This window comes from Hydrogenobaculum acidophilum, assembly GCF_054656715.1.
The window spans coordinates 1-21,123 of the sequence record NZ_BAAHXP010000015.1 but is presented as its reverse complement, the minus strand read 5'-3'; the positions used below and the strand labels follow the sequence as shown (position 1 = coordinate 21,123).

At 35.3% G+C, this 21,123-nt stretch carries 23 protein-coding genes; 7 read left to right on the top strand and 16 right to left on the bottom strand.

Annotation, left to right across the window (positions count from 1 at the left end; genetic code table 11):
* Positions 1-37: 37 nt before the first annotated feature.
* Positions 38-1,201 (top strand): ComEC/Rec2 family competence protein, encoded by a 1,164-nt coding sequence (locus ACYQZV_RS07540; protein ID WP_459894605.1) that lies wholly within the window; start codon positions 38-40, stop codon positions 1,199-1,201.
* Here the strand turns inward: ACYQZV_RS07540 and ACYQZV_RS07535 are convergent.
* The 7 genes from ACYQZV_RS07535 to ACYQZV_RS07505 form a co-directional block, all read right to left on the bottom strand.
* Entirely contained in the window at positions 1,196-2,329 is a 1,134-nt protein-coding gene (locus tag ACYQZV_RS07535) for an aspartate aminotransferase family protein (protein WP_459894602.1), read from the bottom strand. The genes ACYQZV_RS07540 and ACYQZV_RS07535 overlap by 6 nt on opposite strands.
* Positions 2,330-2,332: 3 nt before the next feature.
* A complete protein-coding gene (gene recA, locus ACYQZV_RS07530) occupies positions 2,333-3,397 on the bottom strand; it encodes a recombinase RecA (RefSeq protein ID WP_459894599.1) in 1,065 nt (354 codons plus the stop codon).
* 13 nt (positions 3,398-3,410) lie between these two features.
* The gene (gene gatC / locus ACYQZV_RS07525) at positions 3,411-3,695 is read right to left on the bottom strand and encodes an Asp-tRNA(Asn)/Glu-tRNA(Gln) amidotransferase subunit GatC (RefSeq protein WP_459894596.1); all 285 of its coding nucleotides are present in this window, start codon (positions 3,693-3,695) and stop codon (positions 3,411-3,413) included.
* A gap of 133 nt (positions 3,696-3,828) precedes the next feature.
* The gene (locus ACYQZV_RS07520; RefSeq protein WP_459894593.1) at positions 3,829-5,451 is read right to left on the bottom strand and encodes an SAVED domain-containing protein; all 1,623 of its coding nucleotides are present in this window, start codon (positions 5,449-5,451) and stop codon (positions 3,829-3,831) included.
* Positions 5,448-6,332: a hypothetical protein gene (locus ACYQZV_RS07515; RefSeq protein WP_459894590.1), complete on the bottom strand. Its 885-nt coding sequence runs from the start codon at positions 6,330-6,332 to the stop codon at positions 5,448-5,450. Before ACYQZV_RS07515 ends, ACYQZV_RS07520 begins: the two co-directional genes overlap by 4 nt.
* The gene (locus tag ACYQZV_RS07510) at positions 6,329-6,982 is read right to left on the bottom strand and encodes a hypothetical protein (protein WP_459894587.1); all 654 of its coding nucleotides are present in this window, start codon (positions 6,980-6,982) and stop codon (positions 6,329-6,331) included. Before ACYQZV_RS07510 ends, ACYQZV_RS07515 begins: the two co-directional genes overlap by 4 nt.
* Positions 6,979-7,512, bottom strand: a complete 534-nt coding sequence (locus tag ACYQZV_RS07505) for a hypothetical protein (protein WP_459894585.1) — start codon at positions 7,510-7,512, stop codon at positions 6,979-6,981. The genes ACYQZV_RS07510 and ACYQZV_RS07505 overlap by 4 nt, the downstream gene beginning before the upstream one ends.
* A 254-nt stretch (positions 7,513-7,766) precedes the next feature.
* Between ACYQZV_RS07505 and ACYQZV_RS07500 the strand changes: the two genes are divergently transcribed.
* A complete protein-coding gene (locus tag ACYQZV_RS07500) occupies positions 7,767-7,967 on the top strand; it encodes a hypothetical protein (RefSeq protein WP_459894582.1) in 201 nt (66 codons plus the stop codon).
* A 445-nt stretch (positions 7,968-8,412) separates the two neighbouring features.
* Here the strand turns inward: ACYQZV_RS07500 and ACYQZV_RS07495 are convergent, their stop codons facing one another.
* Genes ACYQZV_RS07495 through ACYQZV_RS07460 form a run of 8 tightly spaced genes read right to left on the bottom strand, consistent with a single transcriptional unit; the run spans position 8,413 to position 16,188 of the window.
* Complete coding sequence (locus tag ACYQZV_RS07495; RefSeq protein ID WP_459894579.1) at positions 8,413-10,695, bottom strand: plasma-membrane proton-efflux P-type ATPase; 2,283 nt, start codon at positions 10,693-10,695, stop codon at positions 8,413-8,415.
* Positions 10,696-10,719: 24 nt separating this feature from the next.
* Positions 10,720-10,854 carry a hypothetical protein gene (locus ACYQZV_RS07490; RefSeq protein ID WP_459894576.1) on the bottom strand — a complete coding sequence of 45 codons (135 nt, stop codon included), beginning with the start codon at positions 10,852-10,854 and terminating at the stop codon, positions 10,720-10,722.
* A gap of 57 nt (positions 10,855-10,911) precedes the next feature.
* Positions 10,912-11,577: a flagellar basal body L-ring protein FlgH gene (locus ACYQZV_RS07485; RefSeq protein ID WP_459894573.1), complete on the bottom strand. Its 666-nt coding sequence runs from the start codon at positions 11,575-11,577 to the stop codon at positions 10,912-10,914.
* Between the two features lie 9 nt (positions 11,578-11,586).
* Positions 11,587-12,912 carry an acetyl-CoA carboxylase biotin carboxylase subunit gene (locus tag ACYQZV_RS07480; RefSeq protein ID WP_459894570.1) on the bottom strand — a complete coding sequence of 442 codons (1,326 nt, stop codon included), beginning with the start codon at positions 12,910-12,912 and terminating at the stop codon, positions 11,587-11,589.
* On the bottom strand, positions 12,909-13,130 hold the full coding sequence (locus tag ACYQZV_RS07475) for a DUF167 domain-containing protein (RefSeq protein WP_459894568.1): 222 nt from the start codon (positions 13,128-13,130) through the stop codon (positions 12,909-12,911). Before ACYQZV_RS07475 ends, ACYQZV_RS07480 begins: the two co-directional genes overlap by 4 nt.
* The gene (locus ACYQZV_RS07470) at positions 13,130-13,903 is read right to left on the bottom strand and encodes a citryl-CoA lyase (RefSeq protein WP_459894565.1); all 774 of its coding nucleotides are present in this window, start codon (positions 13,901-13,903) and stop codon (positions 13,130-13,132) included. Before ACYQZV_RS07470 ends, ACYQZV_RS07475 begins: the two co-directional genes overlap by 1 nt.
* Before the next feature lie 16 nt (positions 13,904-13,919).
* Positions 13,920-14,735 carry a HesA/MoeB/ThiF family protein gene (locus ACYQZV_RS07465; protein ID WP_015419941.1) on the bottom strand — a complete coding sequence of 272 codons (816 nt, stop codon included), beginning with the start codon at positions 14,733-14,735 and terminating at the stop codon, positions 13,920-13,922.
* 13 nt (positions 14,736-14,748) lie between these two features.
* A complete protein-coding gene (locus ACYQZV_RS07460) occupies positions 14,749-16,188 on the bottom strand; it encodes a hypothetical protein (RefSeq protein WP_459894562.1) in 1,440 nt (479 codons plus the stop codon).
* A 78-nt stretch (positions 16,189-16,266) separates the two neighbouring features.
* On the opposite strand from ACYQZV_RS07460, the gene ACYQZV_RS07455 reads away from it, so the two are divergent.
* The 5 genes from ACYQZV_RS07455 to ACYQZV_RS07435 are packed head-to-tail and all read left to right on the top strand — an operon-like array spanning position 16,267 to position 20,402.
* Positions 16,267-17,301 carry a DegT/DnrJ/EryC1/StrS family aminotransferase gene (locus ACYQZV_RS07455; protein ID WP_459894559.1) on the top strand — a complete coding sequence of 345 codons (1,035 nt, stop codon included), beginning with the start codon at positions 16,267-16,269 and terminating at the stop codon, positions 17,299-17,301.
* Positions 17,298-17,906: an imidazole glycerol phosphate synthase subunit HisH gene (gene hisH, locus ACYQZV_RS07450; RefSeq protein WP_459894557.1), complete on the top strand. Its 609-nt coding sequence runs from the start codon at positions 17,298-17,300 to the stop codon at positions 17,904-17,906. The genes ACYQZV_RS07455 and hisH overlap by 4 nt, the downstream gene beginning before the upstream one ends.
* A gap of 9 nt (positions 17,907-17,915) precedes the next feature.
* Complete coding sequence (gene yaaA, locus ACYQZV_RS07445) at positions 17,916-18,590, top strand: peroxide stress protein YaaA (RefSeq protein WP_459894555.1); 675 nt, start codon at positions 17,916-17,918, stop codon at positions 18,588-18,590.
* Positions 18,587-19,546 carry a glycosyltransferase family 2 protein gene (locus ACYQZV_RS07440; protein WP_459894552.1) on the top strand — a complete coding sequence of 320 codons (960 nt, stop codon included), beginning with the start codon at positions 18,587-18,589 and terminating at the stop codon, positions 19,544-19,546. The genes yaaA and ACYQZV_RS07440 overlap by 4 nt, the downstream gene beginning before the upstream one ends.
* Positions 19,536-20,402: a lysylphosphatidylglycerol synthase transmembrane domain-containing protein gene (locus ACYQZV_RS07435; RefSeq protein WP_459894549.1), complete on the top strand. Its 867-nt coding sequence runs from the start codon at positions 19,536-19,538 to the stop codon at positions 20,400-20,402. Before ACYQZV_RS07440 ends, ACYQZV_RS07435 begins: the two co-directional genes overlap by 11 nt.
* Here ACYQZV_RS07435 and ACYQZV_RS07430 read toward each other — a convergent pair.
* Positions 20,387-20,974 carry a phosphatase PAP2 family protein gene (locus ACYQZV_RS07430; RefSeq protein WP_459894547.1) on the bottom strand — a complete coding sequence of 196 codons (588 nt, stop codon included), beginning with the start codon at positions 20,972-20,974 and terminating at the stop codon, positions 20,387-20,389. The two genes, ACYQZV_RS07435 and ACYQZV_RS07430, sit on opposite strands and share 16 nt — an antisense overlap.
* Between the last annotated feature and the right edge of the window lie 149 nt (positions 20,975-21,123).

The following is a 21,123-nucleotide window of genomic DNA, read 5'->3' as shown; positions in this document are numbered from 1 at the left end:
CTTAATTTTATACCCTTTGTTGTTCCTTATTTTTATTTTGTTTTTTGCTTTTAGTAACAATAAAATCCACAAAGCTAGGATAAAAGACGGTTTTTACAAAATAGAAGGGAAGGTGTTAAATGCTTCCAAAATAAAGATATTAAATCCCCCATCTTTGAGGGGGAAGATAGTAAGCTTAAATATAAAATTACCAAGAGAGAGCTATATAAAAGGCTATATAAAGGTAAAGAACGGTATTGTAAAGACTTCAAAAGATTTTCTTGAAATATCAAAGCCATCTAATCATAGTTTAAGGTTTTTAGAAAAGCCAAAAATATTGCTTAAAACTAGATTTAAAAACACCACTTCAAACGATTGGTCAAAGGATATAGGATTAGCACTTCTTTTTGGAGAAGGTACAAAAGCCCTGCCAGAAGACCTTTTAACAAGTTTTTCTGTAAACTCTTTGATATTTTTACTTATAATGTCTGGTATCCATATAGATATGATTTTTAGAAGTTTGTCAAAGCTATTTTTTGGCGAGCATAAAGAAGTGTTTGCTTTATTGCTACTGATTTTGTATGTAAGTATTTTTATGGAACACGGGGCTCCTATAATAAGGGCTGTTAGCTATCTAACGATAGGTGTTTTGTTAAAGGCCCTATATAGGTATACAAATCCTATAAAGCAGTTTTTTGTATCTGGTCTTATGAGCTTATGTTTTAACGCTTCTTTTTATAAAAGCGTTGGTTTTTGGCTTTCAATGATAATAACCTTTTATATCTTGATATATTTAAGTACCATAGATATGCCAAAAACGTTTTTAGGAAAACTGATGCTTTCCTCTGAGCTTTCTTTTGTGGCTATACTTAGTTCCATGTTTATAATCTCAAAGCTAGGCCCTATTTCTTTTCTGGCGGTATTTGTGGTGCCATTTTTACTGATAATCGTAGAGGTATACCTTGTTTTAGGATTTTTAAACGTATTGACAATGTTTTCTTTACCAATAATTTACATACCTTTAAACAAGATAGCCTATTATTTTGGAGATTTGGTCTATAATTTGGACTTAAAGCCCATATATTTTAAAATCCCTGTTTATTACGGTATTTTGTTCGATATAACTCTGCTTTTTACCATCCTTCTTATAAAAGATAGAATATTGAAGATATTTTCTATGGGAGTGCTATTTGGAATAGCCTATAAGGTGTGGGGTTTATAAAAACTCTTTTAATGTAGATGTTAAAATATCTAAGCCCTCTTCAATTTCTTCTTTTGTTATCACAAGAGGGGGAAGTATTCTAAGGACGCTTGTGGCTGTGCAGTTTATCACAAGGCCTCTTTTGTGAAGTTCGTTGGATATCTCTTTACAGTCTTTTTTTATGTCAAGTCCAAGCATCAATCCTTTTCCTTTTAAAAGCCCAAAATTTTCTAAAGCTTTTCTAAAAATTGCCTCTTTTGAAGGTATGTGTTCCATCAAAGAAGGTATTTCATCTAAAGTTATAGAAGCGGCCATACAAGACAGAGCGTTTCCACCAAAGGTAGCCCCGTGTGTACCTACACCAAAGGACTCCGCTACCTCATCCTTTGCAATAACCGCCCCTATTGGAAGCCCAGAGCCAAGACCCTTTGCCATTGTAACTACATCTGGTTTTATACCGGCATGTTGATAAGCAAAAAACTTACCAGTACGCCCCATGCCAGCTTGGACCTCATCAAGAATAAGAAGTATATTGTTTTCTTTACACAAGTTTTCAAGGGCTTTTAAAAAATCTAAATTGGCCTCGTTTATACCACCCTCTCCTTGTATAGCTTCTATCATAATACCGGCGGTTTTATCGTTTATGAGGCTTTTAACAGATTCTATATCGTTAAACTCTGCATAATCAAAACCGTCAAGCATTGGCTCAAAGCCCTGATGTAGGTTTGGTCTTGGAGTTGCCGACAAAGAACCCATCGTTCTTCCATGAAATCCACCTTTAAAGGTGATGATGCGATATTTGTCTTTGTCTTTATCTTTGAAGTATTTTCTTGTTAGTTTTATAGCTGCTTCGTTAGCCTCGGTACCGCTGTTGCAAAAAAATACCTTCCCGCTCTCACCAAAAAAGTTTATAAGCTTTGATGCCACCTCTTCTTGCCAAGGGTTTTCGTATAGATTTGAAGTGTGTATGATATTATCCAATTGATTTTTAAGGGCGTTTTTTAGCTTTTGATGTGAGTATCCAAGGGTGTTTACCGCTATTCCAGATAGAAAATCTATGTACCTTTTACCATTTTTATCAAACAAACAAGAGTTTTCTCCTCTTACAAAAGCGATATCTTTTCGTGGATAAGTGTTCATTAAAAACATATTTTAAGCTTCTTCTTTTTTGGGCTTTTGGTCTTTTTTGGGTTCTTCGTTTGGCTTGGTTTGAGATGTTGGGTTGTTAGAGCTATATATAGCCTCTCTTACTTTCTTTTCGATTTCTTTTGCCAAGTCTTTGTTTTCACTCAGAAAGGTTTTCACTTGTTCTTTACCTTGACCTATCTTTGTATCTTGATAGCTATACCAACTGCCGCTTTTCTGGATTACACCCATATCTATGGCTACGTTTATAAGGTCGCATATTTTACAAACACCCTCTCCAAAGTAAACTTCATATTCTCCTTCTTGGAAAGGCGGCGCTACCTTGTTTTTTACTACTCTTACTTTTGCACTATAACCTATTTTATTGTCTCCACTTTTGATATCGCTTGTTTTTCTTACTTCAAGCCTCATATCCGCAAAAAACTTTAAAGCTCTACCACCAGGGGTAGTTTCTGGATTTCCATACATTTGCCCTATCTTTTCTCTTATTTGGTTTATGAAAATAAGGGTTGTGTTTGATTTGTTGGTGGCACCCTTTAGCTTTCTCAAAGCTTGAGACATGAGCCTTGCTTGTTTGCCCACTTGAGCATCACCCATTTCACCTTCAAGCTCGTCTTTTGGTACTAGTGCTGCCACCGAGTCCACCACTATAACATCAACGGCATTTGAGTTTATAAAAGTGTCTGCTATTTCAAGAGCTTGTTCTCCGTAATCCGGTTGAGATATATACATGGCGTCTAAATTTACCCCAAGTTTTGCAGCGTACTTTGGATCTAAAGCGTGTTCTGCGTCTATGAAAAGCGCAACACCACCTTCTTTTTGAGCCTCCGCTATAGCATACAACGCTAGTGTGGTTTTACCAGCAGATTCTGGCCCAAAAACCTCTATTATCTTCCCTCTTGGAAGCCCACCTACACCTGTGGCTTTATCTACAGATAAAATTCCAGTGGGTATAACGTTGATAGATTGTTTTTCGTAAGCGGCTTTCATGGGCATCACGGCACCTTTGCCGTATTTTTTCTCTACTTGTGTAAGAGTTGCCTCCAAGGCTTTCTTCTTTTCTTGGTCCATAGTTACCTCTTTATCAATTTGCATCTACTATCTTTGGCACTTCAAACATGTTTAAGCGTCTTGAAGGAGCGTTTAAAAGCACTTTTTCCACATCTAAAGACGGTTCTGGCTCATCCTCTCTTAGAGGGGTTGAAGTTTTATACTCCTCTTCTAAAAGAAGTTCGCTCACTTCGTTTAGCTTGTTTACAAACTCCAATATATTTTTCATCTGAGAAGCAAAAAACTCCACTTCGTCTTCTTTTAACTCCAGCCTAGAGAGTTTTGCTATCTTCACTACCTCTTCTTTGCTAATACTCATAAATATTATTATATCATTTTAAGGCTTTTAAAAATGCATGAGTTCAGCGGATCGTGACAAGTACGCCACAGGCTAAAGCTTACCACAGAAAAAAATCATATCGTAACCTCAAACAGTTCTTCATGAACCCTCCTTAAAAGTGGCTTTTTAATCTCTCATCAAAGGTGTCAAACACTGGATAATAAGGTGTGTTTTGGCTTTTAGTGTTGTAATTGTAAACGATAGCATTCATGAAATGCCCTACAGCCATTCCCAAACAAAAAGCAATTGGGACCGGAGCGCTTAAAAATATATGTAGTTTTTTATATCTATCTTTTAGCATGTTTAAAGCGCTATATATCTCTCTTACTATCTCAGACCATAAGCTTACCAAGTCAAAAAAGTTCTCTTCACCTTTTTTTGGTATCGGAATGTTTCCTTTTATATTTTTTGCTTCTACTAAAAATACATCTAAGCTTTTGTTTTCTGAAAATCTCAATACATCGCCTAAAGGACTATGGCTTGCAAAATATATTACAACGCCTACCTCTTCTTGGTTTGGTGCACTCTTTATATTTTCTAATTTTAAAAGCTCTAAATGTTCTTTAATATGCTTTATTCTTCTTAGTTTATCCTCATCGGATAAATCAAGGACCATATTATAAGCATCTGCTTGGTAATGATACACCATCACCGGTTTTCTTGAACCAAACTTTACTCCAAGTCCAAAAACCAAGGAAGACACAGAGCCTACAAAATGAATTATCCTTTTTCTAGAGCCTGCTTTATCGTATATATTTTTTAACTTGCTTTCAAACTCTAAAACAGTTTTTATCCAAGGATTTTCTTTGCTTAACTCTTCTTCGGCTATAGGTGGCAAAGACTCTATAGTAAGTATCAAATCCTCTTTGTTTATGTTAAAAAATCTTGATAGCTTTTCTAAAGAAAAAAAATTTATCTTTTCTTTTATGGCATTTTCAAGCTTTTCTAAAGAGTTCAAAGCTTCACTCATTTCTCTATTTATATTTATAAAAGGTATATCTATAGGACCGTCTCCAAGATAGTATAAAAGCTCTTCGACATTGGATACGTCTTCATAGGTTATTAGCTTTAATTGAGCGTCTTGTGCTACCTTTTTCTTTTGGTCTAAATAGTTTACTTTCAAAATGTCTTCGCTTTCCTTTACATCCCCTGTAAATGCAAATTTCTTCAGAGTCTCCTCTTTTAAAAACAAAGCGCTTAAAAGCGCCAACGTAAAGGAGCTTCCTTTAAAATTACTATCAAACATCACAAAAAAGTCTTTGTTGGGATATCTTTTCTTAAATATTTTTCTTACGGCCTCAATCTCTTCCCTATAATTAAGAGAGTTATATCTTGGCATACTTGTGAACCGTGGTAGACTTGTGAAACGTGGCATACTTGTGGAGCGTGGTAGACTTGTAGATTCTATATTCTCATCAAATATAAAAACCATTACTTTGCAAAGTCTGCCCTCTTGCAAAGATACGCTTGGAAAATAAGCAATTTTAGGCTTTTCATAAAGAAATATACGCTCCAATACGTTTTTTGTAATACTAGTAGCTTTTTCTAGCTTATCATAGTTTATTTTATCTTGATTTTTTCTTAAAAACTCGTAAAAAGCGTAAAAAAGCTCATCGTCTTTTTGTTCTTTTATAATATCGTATATTTCTTCTATATCTTCAGGTTTTAAAGAACCATCTAGTATACAATTTATCGCTGTTTGCTTGTTTTTTTCATAAAGATGTTTGAAGCTCATTGGATTACCTCTATAGATATTTTCTTAGCAAACTCCTCCAAATCTATATTTTCTACATCATCGCTTGTTTGTATGTATATGATATCAGGAAGTTCTTCTATCTTGTAATCTTGTCCTAAAATCTTTAAAACTACGCTCTTATTTAAAAGCTCTTCTTCTAAAATATGCATTGCTATTAATTTGTTTTCCAAATCTTTCTCAAGTACAAAAGTATCCCCTCTGGCAGTAGTTTTCTCAACACCGGCCGCAAGGGCAAACTTTATATCATAGTGTTTTGTAGTATCTACAAAAATAAACTCACTCAAATTTTCATTCTCTTCAAAAATAAAGAATTTGTATTCTCTTACAATTTCACTCTCCTTCTTATGGAAGAACTGCTGATAAGAGACCGGGTTTAAAGAAAATACTCCTCTTTTTTCTAAAGGTAATTCCTCTATTAGACCGTTTTTATACTTATTTATAACCTCCATATCTTCTTCCAAGATTTTTCCTATAAAAACAGAGTTTTTTATATCGTCTTCTTTTAAATAGAAATTGTTCCAAATCTCTACGGCAAACAACTCACTGTTTATATCTACTATAAAATCTTCATGGTTTGTTAGTTCTACCCAAGTTGTAGCTTTTAAGACCTCAAATATATTATTTTCATACTCTTCGTATACAAGGTAGTAGATAGGTATATGATTTTTGAATGTGAGGTATATATTACCTTTGTCTATAGGTATCCTATCTTGTTTTGGTACAATTACCGCCTTTTTAAACATATTAACGAATTCTTTGTCTTTATCTGTTAAATTTATATCTAAAATATTTTGTTCATCGTAAGGTGTATTTTCTATCTCATCTAAGTATGACTGAAAAATTGCCTCTATAGCCCTCATTTTAAAACCTCTCTACATTTCCTGTAAGCTATATATTGAAGACAAAGCCCTACGGCTTCTTCGGAAAAGTTGTTTTCTTCTACAATCTGCGAAAGCTTTTTCTTTAGCCTCTCTACTCTTTTATACAAAGCATCTTTCGAAACATCCTTAAATAGGATTTTTTCCATCTTGTCTTTCTCATCATCTTTGTTTTCCAATATATAGCAAAGCAACTTAAAATCCTCTTCTCTTAAATTACTCTTAAACTTCATCATAACTTCCTTGGCCTCCAATTTAACCATTACGTCAACAGCCTCGACTCTAAAGCGTTCTTCGTCTGGTATAATACCTTCATATTCATACCTACTATCTATATATATGTTATCTATGGGATTTTTTGACATTGACAAGATAGCATCATTAAGTATATTTTTGATAACAGTTCTTATATAAGAGGCTAAGCCCTCTTCTTTTCCTTCAAATATGGTTAATATGTACTCTTTTTTTTCGTAAAGCCTCAAAACAACTTCAGAAAATAAATCCTCTTCTTTGTCTTTTAGATTATGATAAAAACTTTTATTTATCTGTTTGTTAAAAATATTTCTTATAATGATATAGCCCTTTTTATTACCTTCAAGTAAGAAAAGGTAAATCTCTTTATGAGCACTCATAGTATGTCTCCTCTATTCTTTATTTTTTTCAAAATACGAGAAACCCCTTCTTCACAGTTGCCACACATTGCTAAGTATCCATCTTTCCTAAGATGTTCCAAAGTTGTTATATCTACATTGAAGAAAACCCTAAGCTTTTTAGTTTTTGTTTCTTTGTTGAAAAGATATATTCTTTTTGTCCTTAAATCCAAGCCAAAACATCTCTCCCTACTGTTAGAAAGCGCACATCCAAGGTCTTCTATTCTTATTATCCTTCGCTTTTCAAATTTATGTATATTAGCATGATAAAAAAACGTACTAAAGCCCGCTAAGGTCACCAACGAATCTCTAACATCCACTATTATCAATGGCCTGCATTTTGTGGTACTTACATTTTTGTTGTACGAGGCTAGCAAAAACCCTGTCTCATCTCTAAACTTTAAAACATTTACAACCACAATGTCCCCTTTTCTAAACTCTTTACTCTTTATCTTATCTAAATATTCTGCTCCAAATATCTCTAAGATAATCTCTCTAAGAGAGGAAATCATACAAAACCTCACCAATCACTATACCAAAGATTATATACCATTGATATTAAGTTTACATAAGTTTATCGCGTTTATAAGCTTTTAAGCAAAAATATGTGTAATTTAAAAAGTTTTTAACTATCTATCTTAACTACTATGTTTTTAATCAATCTTGATTTAGAGAGTATAAGAGCACAAATCAAACCTAGATAAAAGTATATTCCTTCAGCTGCTATCTTATATCTATGCTAAGTATGAAGAGGCCTGCAGAGAAAATGGATACAGATAAAGTAGAGGCTGTAAGGAAAGATATAGAACTATACGCATATGCGCTTCTTATGAAAATTACATTAGGAGAAATCCCACTTGAACTTGGCTTAGAAAGGATTTTTTACATACTTCAAGACAAAAGATATTTCATGAGATATTTTTTATTAGAGATTTACAAGAACACCCACATTGGTAGAGACGCTTAGAAGTATATTATTAAAGCTTACTTTCAGGAGGTGAAGCGATTAGGAATCTATTTGAAGATGCAATAAGGTATGGTGAAGAGAAAGGGAAGATAGAAGGGAAGATAGAAGCTATTACCGATATACTTTCCATAAGATTTTCTGATGCTGATTTAAACTATATAACCTATCAGCTTCAACGTATAGACGATATAGAATTTTTGGATTACTTGAAAAATCAAGCTAAGACCGTATCTTCTATTGAAGAGCTTAAGAGGTTTTTGGAGAGGATTTAAGAAAGGTTGAGAGTATTTATCGATGTAGTAAACTCGTACATCCTGTATCCAAGAGTGATATAATGATGTTTAGTAAGAAAGTTTACACAATTGATGAAACGGTTCCTGTATTTTTATAAATAAAAATTTTAACAGAGGCAAGTGTTCATAGTGCTTGTAAACTTGTATATTCATTATACCATTTTAAGGCTTTTAAAAATAAACATTTTAAGCAAATTAAAAGGCACAAACATGAAAAACACGTAAAGGTCTATGGCAAATACAACTTCTAAAGGTAGGCTTTTCATTAAAAAGCCATAATAGGCCATAAGGTTTGAACCTACTATTGCAAAAAGCATAGAAAACAAAAGTGCCGACGAAGGTCTATTGCCAACACCAAAACCTCTTTCTCTTACAGAGAATATGCTTACAGGTATAGTGAGTACTAAAGCAAGAAATGTCAACGTTTTTAGACTTTTGATATCAAGGTGAAACAAAATATGACCAAAAATATATATCCCACACACAATCCACAAGACACTAAAAATACCAAACATAAACGATACTATAGATATTTTCTTTATATCCCATCTATCTGGTTTTTGAGAATATCCAACGTTATCGGTAGCTAAAGAAAGCGTAAGAAAGTCGTTGTAAAAAAACATAGCTATTATCATCCTTGTGGTAAGCATGAAATCTTTATCTATAAGGAAAAATGAAAATATCGTAAGCACTATAGCAAAAACCCTTATAGTCTTTGAGAATACGTATGTTAAAAGCCTTTGATATATCTTCCTTGAAACTATGATAGCGGATACTATGTTTATAAGCCCTTCGTCTGTTAAAACCACAGAAGCAGCAGCCTTTGCCACATCTGTGGCATTTGACACTGCAATACCAAAATCAGCCTGTTTTAAAGCTGGAGCGTCGTTTATACCATCACCCGTCATACCCACTATATGATTCATCTTTTGATAGGTTTTTACGATTTTAAACTTATCTTCTGGCAAAACCCCTGCAAATACTCCGCAAGATTCTTTTATATCTTTTGCCTCACAAACATCGCCTTCTATTCCCACCAAAGACGCCATATGGCTTGCAGTTTCCTTGGTGTCTCCTGTTATCATCTTTACACTTACCCCAAGATTTTTTATTTTTTCTATTAGTTCTTTAGAGTCTTCTCGTGGTGGGTCTGAAAAGCCTATAAAACCTACCAGTTCTTTTTTGCTATCTTTTTCTATCCAAACTGCCAAAACCCTTAGCCCCATGCTTGCCATATCCTTGTATAGCTTTTCTTGTTCTTCGTTTTGGATGGGTGCTACTTTTGGCGAGCCTTTGTATATATTTATTTCTTCGCTATCTTTTTTTATTTTTGCTGTTGAGTATTTTTTTGACGGGTCAAAAGCCTCAAAATCCTCTTTTTCTATTTTGTAGCAATCATCTTTCAAGTAGCTAAATATAGCCTCTTCTATGGGGTCTTTTTGTTTTGGGTCAGAAGCTAAAGCGCTATAGCACATCACATCTTTTTCAGTGTATTGATTGACTGGGGTTATTTTATCCACCGTTATTTTGTTTTTTGTAATAGTGCCTGTTTTATCGGTGCAAAGTATATCCATAGAGGCGGCAGATTCAATAGCAGAAAGCTTTGTGGTAAGAACACCGTTTTTGGCAAGCTCTTTTGCACCAAGGGCCGTAGAAAGGGTAAAAGCAGCCGGCAAAGCAGCAGGAATTATGGGTAACAGCATCACTACAAGTATTGGCAATACGCTTCCTAAATCAAAACCCCTTGTTATAGAAAGCCAAAGAAGTATTATTATAAGAAAAACCCCAAACAAGAATAAGTATTTGACAAGCTCAAAAACCACCACCTCAAGCTGGGTTTTAGTTTTTGCCTCTTGGACTAATTTTGCAGATTTTCCAAAAAACGTATGCTCTCCTATATTTATCACTTTACCTATAGCCTCTCCCCTTACCACAAAAGAACCCATATAGGCGGTGTCTTTGGATTTTAGGCTTTTAGGAAGAGATTCTCCGGTTATGCTTGACTGGTCTACAGATATAGCACCTTCTAATATCTCAACATCAGCTGGTACAGCAAAGCCACTCTGCAAAAGGACTATATCATCTATAGTTACATACTTTGCCTCTATCTCTTTCCAAACCCCGTCTCTTAACACTTTTGCCTTTATGTTTAGATGCTTTTTTAAAAGCTCTAAAGCGTTTTGAGCGCTAAGCTCATGCCAAAAAGACACGACACCGTTGAAAATGAGAAGCACAAATATAGCAATGGCATCTGGGTATTTTTTTAGCAAAAACGTCAGTATTCCAGTAAATTCTAAAAGCCAAGGTATAGGCCCCCAAAACTTTTTCAAAAACAAAACCCATGGGGGTTCCTTCTTCTCTGTTATCTCGTTGAGACCATACTTTTTTATATGCTCTTGGGCTTGCTCCTGTGTTAAACCTTTATAACCCATCATTTAGATTTATTTTATCACAAACTTTTAAACCTCATTCTCCTCCTCTTCGTAATCAAACGACTTGTTTGGTTCTTCCCCTGGGTCGTAAACAAACATCCAGATGAAATACACTACTATACTAACGAGCGTTATAACGCCTACTATCTCAGAAATACTCATAAAACCTCCTTTGATGTTATGTTATTCTTTATTATGAAAAAAGTCAATGATTTTATTTTAAAAAGGTAGTATCTTTGCCAGAAATCTTGCTAGCCATCCTGGCTGTGAACCGTTTACTAGATAACCGTGTCCTTGATATAAAATCTCTAAGTTTGCTATATCTTGACTTGGCACTGTATCTGTATTGTCTATGTCTTGAGGCCTTACAATACCCCGTAGTGTAATCACTCTCTCTACGTTGTTAAGATATATGATTTTATGTCCTTCTATAAGAAGGTTGCCATTGGGATAGACTCTTTTAACATAAGCTGTGATAGTGGTGGTAAAAACACCGCTTTGGGACTCGGTACCTTGGGCTTTTTGCTGAATATTTGAATTTGCTCCTACTCCCAAATTCCTTAACGTGCTAGATGGCAAGCCAAAAAAAGATGATATCGCATTGTTAAAAGTACTGGAGCGTTGAGTTTGATTTGATATGCTTTCCACTGCGTTTACACTCTCTGACACAAGAATATGCACCAAATCACCCACAGCAAAAGCCCTTTGGTCACTGTAAAGATTTGCCATAGGGCTATCTGGCACATAAAGACTGCCCCTTGATGCATACTTAACATTTGAAGATGGTATTGAATAAGGTAAATACTTCAAGTGGTGAGGCATTGATGCACAGCTATTTAATATTAAAATACTAAAAGCAAAAAACAAAAACTTTTTAAACTTCATTTTTTTAGATTATATCATGTTTTCTAAAAATCTTACATGATGCTCGCTTTTCTTGAACTCTGTAGTGTCTAAAAGTTTTTTGTGTAGCTCTAAGTTTGATTTTAACGACTCTCCTTCTATTTTGGTCTCATTTATGGCTCTTTTTATGCGTCTTGTAGCTTCTTCTTTGTCTTTCCCGTAAGCTACTATTTTAGCCAACAAAGAATCGTAATATTGAGGTACGCTGTACCCTTGATAAAGATGCGTATCCACCCTAACACCAAAACCACCCGGCAATCTAAGCTTCTCCACTACACCCACAGATGGCATAAAGGTAATCGGGTCTTCGGCGTTTACTCTACATTCTATAGCAAAACCTTTAGGCTTTATAGAATCTATATCAAGCTTAGCATCGTCAGCTATTAAAAGCTGATAAGCCACTATATCAACACCTGTAGTCATCTCTGTCACAGGATGCTCAACTTGTATACGGGCATTCATCTCTATAAAGTAAAAATTACCATCCGCATATAAAAACTCTACGGTTCCAGCTCCTACATAATTTATGGCTTTTGCAAACCTAACAGCATATTCGTACAACATTTCCCTTTCGTTGTCTGTTATAGAAGCTGATGGAGCTTCTTCTATAATTTTCTGATGCCTTCTTTGCAAAGAGCATTCTCTTTCTCCTAATGTTATAACCTTTTCACCATCTGAGAGTATTTGCACCTCTATATGCTTTGGATTTATGAGATATTTTTCTATGTATACCCTCTCATCCCCAAAGGCATGTTTGGCTTCTGCCATAGCCGTTTGCATCGTTTCTAAAAGCTCTTTATCGTCCCTTACTATCCTAATGCCTCTACCACCACCCCCGGCTGCCGCTTTTAACACTACAGGATATCCTATACTGTGGGCTATCTCTTTTGCTTCTAAAAAAGATACTTCGCCATCGCTACCTGGTACCACAGGCACACCTACTTTCTTAGCCACTTCCTTAGCCTTTACTTTATCTCCGCTTAACTCTATTACCTCTGGAGGAGGGCCCACAAACTTTATATTGCTAGCCTGTACTATTTCTGCAAAGGTTGGATTCTCAGATAAAAAGCCGTATCCTGGATGTATAGCATCTACTTTAGAAACCTCTGCCGCCGCCATTATAGAAGGTATGTTTAAGTAGCTATCAGATGCTTTCGGAGGTCCTATACATATGGCCTCATCCGCCATTTCCACATGTAGTGAGTTTTTATCGGCTTCTGAGTAAACAGCCACAGTTTTAATACCCATTTCTTTGGCAGTTCTTATAATCCTTAAAGCTATCTCGCCTCTATTTGCTATAAGAAGTTTTTTAATCATACGTTTATTTCTATGAGTTTTTCTTTAGAAGTTTTGCCAGTTTTTATAAAAATTTTCGACTTAGGGATATCAAGAAAATCCGAAAGAACATCCACAAGCTCATCATTTGCCTTACCGTCTATCGGCGGAGATTTTAGACAAACCTTTAAAAACCCATCTTCTATGCGCTCCACCGACACATTTTTTGAGTTTGGCTTTACTTTTACTCTTAAAATCATTAAACTTTTCTAAACTCTTTTGGTAGCTCTCTTGGTTCTACCCCGATGTACTCTGTCTCCTCTTCTTCGTTTAATCTCTTGCTAAAAGGTTTCTCTTTAGTAAGCTCTTCATACACATGAGCCACAAGCCCTGGTACTCTTCCTATGATAAAAAACCCTTTTCCTAGTCTCCAATCAAAACCCATCTCAGAAGCCACTGCAGCTATTGCACCGTCCACATTCAAAACAAGCTTTTTACCTTTTTGTTTAAATATCTCTTCTTCTACCTTTTCAGCAAAAGCACAATATTTATCGTAAAATCCCAAAGACTTAGCTATATCCATAAGTCTTTTTGTCCTTGGGTCAAACTCTTTGTAATATTTATGGCCAAAACCAGCTATAGGCTTTTTGCTATTCAAATACTCTTTTACAAGCTCTTCCACATTTTTATCTATATTTTCTTGCATAAACTTCATAGCGTCTTCTAAAGCACCACCGTGAGCAGAACCAAATGTAGCCACGCCAGCGGCCACTCCAACGTTTAACGTATTACCCCCCGATGTGACAGCCCTTGCTGCTATAACAGATGGAGGAGCTATACCATGGTCTATCACGGATACAAAAATGGCATCCATCATCTTTGCTTCTTTTTCTGAGGGCAATTCGCCTTTTAGTATAAGGTATATAGCCTGTGAAAAGCTTAAATTACCGACTAAATCAAGTAGCTTATAACCTCTTATGTAGGTATCTTCTCCTTTGTGCAGCGTTATACCGGTGCGCCACTTCTTTTCCATCTATACCTCCTAAGTTTTAAAAATGAACATCACAGGTTTGCTCATACTCTATAAGCTCTTTTATATGAGCATTTTCTCCACAAAGAGGACAAGATTTGTCTTTCCTTAGATTTACTTTTCTAAAATCCATAGATAAGGCGTCCATTATAAGAAGCTTACCAATCAAAGGTTCTCCACATCCTATCACAAGCTTTAAAGCTTCTGTAGCTTGTATGGCACCCATTATACCACCAATGGAGCCAAGTATGCCAGCCTCTTGGCAAGTAGGTACCAATCCTGGTGGGGGTGGCTCTGGAAACAAGCATCTATAACAAGGAGAATTTTCTTTATCTTCGTAGTTAAACACAGTTATTTGACCTTCAAACCTAAGCATTGCAGCAGATACAAGCTTTTTCCCTAAAAAATAGCAAGCGTCGTTTATTAAAAATCTGGTAGGAAAATTATCCGTACCATCTAGTATTATATCGTAATCCTTTATTATGTCCATTACATTGTCTTTGTTTATCATGGTGTTGTAAGTTATTACGTTTACATCTTTGTTTAAGGCTTTTACCGTCATAGCAGCCGATTCTACCTTTGGCATACCTACTCTATCTTCCGTATGTATTATCTGTCTTTGTAAATTTGAATAGTCTACTTTATCAAAATCTACAATACCAAGCGTTCCAACACCAGCTGCCGCTAGGTAGTATATGGCAGGAGAGCCAAGCCCGCCGGCTCCTATCACTAAAATCTTCGCCTGACTTATCTTTTTTTGACCAACACCACCTACTTCAGGTAGTATTATATGTCTAGCGTATCTTTTAATTTGCTCTTCCGTAAAATCAAACATACCTACAACTCCTTCAACGCTTTGGCCTTTCTATGGTTATATCCATGCTGTTTGCATGTCTTGTGATATCTGTTACAAAGAGGTCTTCTCTTTCTGGCACCAACACCACCACCACTGCGTCCTTGCCGTTTTGGACTATCAACTTGCCAAACACCTCTTTACCAAAGTAAACCGGTTTTACAGTCCTGGCTATAGGATGTCTTATCCTTCTTGTAAAAAATACATCTATAATACCTATTCTTCTTCCGTCTACAAATTTGGTATGATAATCGTACTTCCTTATAGAACCGTAAGCCTTTGGAAATTCTAAAGAAGCTACTTCCTTGTATACGTTTTTGGGTGTTTTGCTTACCTCTTTTTGTGGTTTTGGGGCAGGTTGTAGCTTTGTAACCTCTTTTTGTGGTTTTGGGGCAGGTTTTTTAGGTGCCATACCCTCTATATAGGCTGATATGGTTATAGGTTCTGATTTCGTATATATAAGGTTTACTTTTGCTACGCCATTTATAAAATCTTCTGGAGGTATAACGTCTGGTATAAGCTTTCCTGTACCACTTGCTATAAGATGAACAGGTTTACCTACTATGTTGTAATTTCTTATCACTTGACCATCTTGGTCGTAAGCTGTAACGTAAACTTCAAACGGCTCACCAGCGGCTATAATCCTTTCTGGGATTTCTACCTTAAACCTTGATGGTTTTGGTGGGTACAAATCCACATAGTATTGCCCGCTGGCTACCTTGCTGTTGTTTATCTCATAAGCATCTATGGCAACCTTAGAAGGTGTATCGTATCTTAGGATTATATCAGCTACACCGTTTTTAAACTTATAAGAGTGTATCGTATAAGGAAGTGTGCCATTAGGTGTTTTAAGCTCTACCACAACATCGTTACCTATGGAAGCATAATTTTTAACTACGTTTCCATACTCGTCTAAAACTATTACCTTTACCACAAAATCTCTACCTGCTTCTACCGTAGACGGCGCTTCTATGGCAAATTTGTATACGGGTCCGTTTACTACCTTTATGCTAACTACAGACAGCATGCTACCAGTGGCCTCATTCCTTATGAGCACTGGATAAGAGCCTTCCAATATGGACAGCGTAGCTATTCCTGCTTTGGTATCTTCTATCGTTATGCTGATTGACCCGTCTTTAAAATCCTTTGAAGAAAAAAGAGCCGGGTCTACAGATAGCTCGCCGGTGCTTCTAACTAAGAACTTTTTGTTGTAATAAGAAAAATTCTTTATAAAGTTTCCATAGGCATCCATCGGCCTTAACGTAAATGTCACCTTTTGACCAGCTGTAATGTATGTGGGTATGTAAGCATCAAAGTAAGAAAAATTGCCGGGCTTTACATAAACCTGCTCCGCTTTTACAAGACCGCTGCTTACCAATATAGCCATAAGCATTAAAAATAGATATGCTTTTATATTTTGTCTATGGCTTCTCATAGTTTACCTCCTAACAAATATTATATAACAATTTCTTAAAATAGAAACTTAAAATACAATTTCATGTAAAATATTAGAATGATAAAGATAATTGAGCCAAGGTTTACAGAAGAAGAAGCAAAGGTTTTATCGGACATAGTATTATCTGGGTATATTACCAGAGGACCATGGACAAAGAAGTTTTCAGAGGCTTTTGCGGAGTTTTTGGGGGTAAATAAAGTTTACACCGTATGCTCTGGTACCGCCGCTTTGTATGTAATATTAAAAGCTTTAAACGTGGAAGGTAAACATGTGATAGTCCCAGCCCTTAGCTTTATGGCTACCATAGACACTGTACTACTCTCAGGCGGTATTCCAGTGGTAGTGGACGTGGATGAATATTACACTATGGACCCAAATCAACTTGAAGATGCTGTGAAAAAATATAACCCAATTTGCATAATACCTGTTCATCTATATGGTGGAATGGCGGATATGAACTCTATTATGGAAATAGCAAATAGATACAATATATATGTGTTGGAAGATGCCGCTCAGGCTCACGGGGCTTCTTTAAAAGGAAAGATGGCAGGTGCTATTGGACACATAGGGGCTTTTAGTTTTTACGCTTCTAAAAATATACCAATGGGAGAAGGTGGTGTCATATCCGTTTCAGATGAAAATATATCAAAAGCTATAAACTCTTTGATAGACTTTGGAGACTCACCAGCTTTAAATTTAAGAATTACAGAGTTTCAAGCAGCTTTGGGATTTTTAGGACTTCAAAAGTTAGAAACTCAAAACAATAAGCGTATAAAAAACGCAGAGTTTTACAATAAGCATTTAAGCGATGAGCTTGCAAAACCCGCTAAAAGACCAAACTCCAAACATGTTTACCATCTTTATACCTTAAGGCATAAAAATAGAGACAACATCATAGAAGCTCTTAAAAAAGAAAACATAGACGCAAGGGTGTATTACACCTATACATTGGCAAGCCTTAGAAACGCTCTTCATCTTCCACTGGATAACGCCAATAAGTATGTGAAAGAGCTTTTTAGTATACCGGTGCATCCTTACCTATCCCAAGAAGAGCTAGAGAAGATAGTACATGTTATAAACAAAAATATATGATAGGGATAATAGATTATGGCATGGGTAATTTAGGAAGTGTTTTCAAAGCTTTTGATAAGGTAGGTTTAAACCCAAAGATTGTAAAAAGAAAAGAAGAGTTAAAAAACTGTGATAGTCTATGTCTGCCGGGTGTTGGGGCTTTTAAAGATGCAATGGAAAATTTAAAAAACTTTGAGCTTTTGGACGGCGTTTTAGCTTTTATAAAAACTGGAAAACCTTTTATAGGTATTTGTCTTGGATATCAGCTTTTATTTGAAAAAAGCTATGAGTTTGGAGAGCACGAAGGACTTTCTATACTTAAAGGAGATGTAAAGCTCTTTCCTACAGGGGTTAAAATACCTCATATAGGTTGGAATCAGCTTTGGATAGAAAAAAAAGACGGTGTTTTTAAAGACATAAAAGATGGTTCTTTTGTTTATTTCGTGCATTCTTACTATGTAAACCCTAAAGATAAAAACATAGTTGCCACTTACACAGATTACGGTATTGATTTTGCATCTTCTATAGAGCATGAAAACATAGTGGGTTTGCAGTTTCATCCAGAGAAAAGCCAAGAAGTTGGTCTTAAAATACTTTCTAACTTTAAAGAAAAATATAGGCTGTGAGGTGAGATTATGAGAGTACTTTATCTTACAAGGTGTGCAAACAAGTTTAGCGCTTATTCTGATGTGGATTGCAAGGAAGACCTTTTCAAAGACGGCAAGTTTTCCTTTCTGGAAAAAAGAAGAAAGGAAGCTTTTAAGCTTTTAAAAGCCAAAAAACCCAAAGAAGGCGGTCCTCTCTGGAGAATTTACAAGGATAAATTTTGGGAAGGGCTTCACATGCATGTTATGCCAAAGGCCGTAAAAGAGAGGATTTTTGAAAGAACGATAGTGCTACATCCTATCATGGGTATGCTATCTCCGGAAGACAAGGTTTGCAAGTGGGAAGTCTCTTGTCAGTATAAGAATATGAGCTTTTGGAAAGAAGATATTTCAAATTATATATCAAACGATGATTTCCTAGTGTTTAACTTTTTACCAGCATCTTTTGAAAAGCTACTACCTAAGAATATAAAACTTGTAAGCTTTAAATACACGATAAAAGATAGGCCCATGAAAGATAGCTCTTTAGCAAAAGCCTACACTATGAGATACATAGTAGAAAAAGATATAACAAGTGTAGAGGCTTTTAAAAAGATAAACTTTCTAGATTTTGTGGTAAGCGATGTAAAAGAAGAGGGTCAAAATATAGTAGTGCACATGATTTCAGAAGGTAAATATTCTGTTAAAAAAGCAGGTATCATATGAAAATATCTATAGTAGTGCCCATTTACAACGAAGAAGAAAGCGTAGAAACACTCTATGAAAAAATAACCAAAACTATGGAAAAGCTTCCATATGAGTATGAAATAATAGCCATAGACGACGGTAGCACAGATAATACGTTAAAAAAGCTAAAAGAGCTTGCTTCAAAAGATAAGCGTTTAAAAGTGATAAGTTTTAAAAGAAACTACGGACAAACCGCAGCTATGTTTGCCGGTTTTCAGCACGCTTCTGGAGATGTAATAATCACGATGGATGCAGACCTTCAAAACGACCCCGCCGATATACCGCTTCTTCTTGAAAAAATGGAAGAGGGCTATGATGTAGTAAGCGGTTGGCGCAAAGATAGAAAAGACCCCTTCTTCTCAAGGACCCTACCCTCTAAGATTGCAAACTACATTATATCAAATGTAACAGGAGTTTATCTTCACGATTACGGATGTTCGTTAAAAGCCTACAAAAAAGACATAGCTAAAAACTTTAGACTATACGGAGATATGCATAGGTTTTTACCAGCTTTGGCAAAAGGTTTAGGGGCTAAAATAACGGAAGTACCAGTTAGCCATCATCCAAGGCTTTACGGTAAATCAAAATACGGTATAGGAAGGACTGTAAGAGTTATACTTGATATATTTTTGGTAAAATTTTTAAACGAGTATATAAACAAACCTCTTTACGCTTTTGGTGGTATTGGTTTCACCCTTTTTGGTCTTGGGTTTTTATCTGGACTTTACCTTACTTACGATAAGTTTATAAACCATCAAGAGATTGGCCAAAGGCCTCTCTTATTCTTAACGGTACTTCTTATTATATCTGGACTTCAGTTTATATCTACAGGCATAATAGCAGAGGTTATTACAAGGACTTATTACGAATCCCAAGATATAAAACCTTATAGGATAAAGGACACTATAAATATAAAACCGTTAGATGAAGATTAAAATATCTATCTCTTTTCTTCTCACTATTTTATTTTTATACGTTTTTTACAAGACGGTAGGGTTTTCGGAGTTTCAGAAAAGTTTTTCAAAGTTAAACATATCTTATATAGGCATCGGGTTTTTGCTTTATTCTATTAGCTCTTTTTTGAGGGCTTATCGTTGGCACAGCATGATAAAAGACATTAATATGGTGGATTTTTTTCTTATAAACAACGTCCACATATTTCTAAACAACATTCTACCAGCTAGGACTGGAGAGTTTAGTTTTTTCTACATGCTAAAAAAAAGAGGCATAAACCTTACGAAATCCTTCTGGGTATTTGTCCTGGCAAGGTTTATGGATGCGTTGGCGCTTCTTGGGTTTTTCTTTGGATTTTTTTTCAAAATATACTTTCTTGCTTTTATAACAATCTTTGGCATTATAATGGTTTTTTTGCTAAAACATACTTTGGCTTTTCTGCCAAACGTTTTTATTTTAAAATCCCTAAAACAAAATCTATCAACGCATTTTGAAAGCAAAACGGCCATAAAACTTTACTTTATCTCGGTGATATCATTTGCTTTTAAGTTTTTAGGCTTTTACGAAATGGCAAAAAACATTATCCCTATGAGATTTTTTGATATATTGCCTTCTTACGTGTTGGCAGAGATTAGCTCTATACTACCCATAAACGGATTTTTAGGGCTTGGCACTTACGAGTTTGGTTTTTCAATACCATCAAAGCTAACTGATATTTCTTTAAAATCTTCCCTGGATTTGGCTTTCATAACCCACGTATTTTTGCTAATTTCCTCTTCAGTCCTTGGTATTGTATCTTTTTTACTTTTAAAGCTTGAAAACTACGAAGAAAGATAAAGCTCTTCTAATTTTATCACCAAAACAGCTATCAAACACCCAATCCCAAAGCTCACAAGGACATCTCCAAGATAGTGAGCAAAAAGAAAAATCCTTGACATACCCACCAACATTGACCAAATTATTAGGTAAAACCCAAATTTCTTGCTTTTAAGATAAAAGCTAAACGCCAAAGCACTATTCAACAACGTATGACCAGATGGTAAAGACGAATAGTCTTTTTGGCTTTTAAAAAAATAAAACCCGTATATCCCTTTTTTAAGAAAAAGCTCTGGCCTTGCTTTGCCAAGCAAAAACTTAAAAAGCATGATAGCACTATCTGATAACACCAAACAAAGAGATATCAAAAGTATATACTTTCTTAAGCTTTTGACAAAAAAACTAGAAAGTATAAAAAACGATGCCAAATAAAAGACAACATTGTAATGTCCCACAAAAGATATAAGATTGAAAATACCATTAAAAGTCTTAAAACTATCTTTATGCACATAAAAAAAATACGTTATATCCTTATCAAAGAAAAATACACTTACAAATCCAAGCGTTATAAGAAATAGCCCTATCTTAACCACATATCTATTATAAAATATGTAGATAGGAAAAAAACAAATTTAAAAACGCGCCAACAAATGCGCTCAAATCATAGTTTTAACATTAAAATATCGTCCTCAAAGCCAATGTATAATCCCAGAAAGATTTTAAGGAGTCGCCATCATCACTT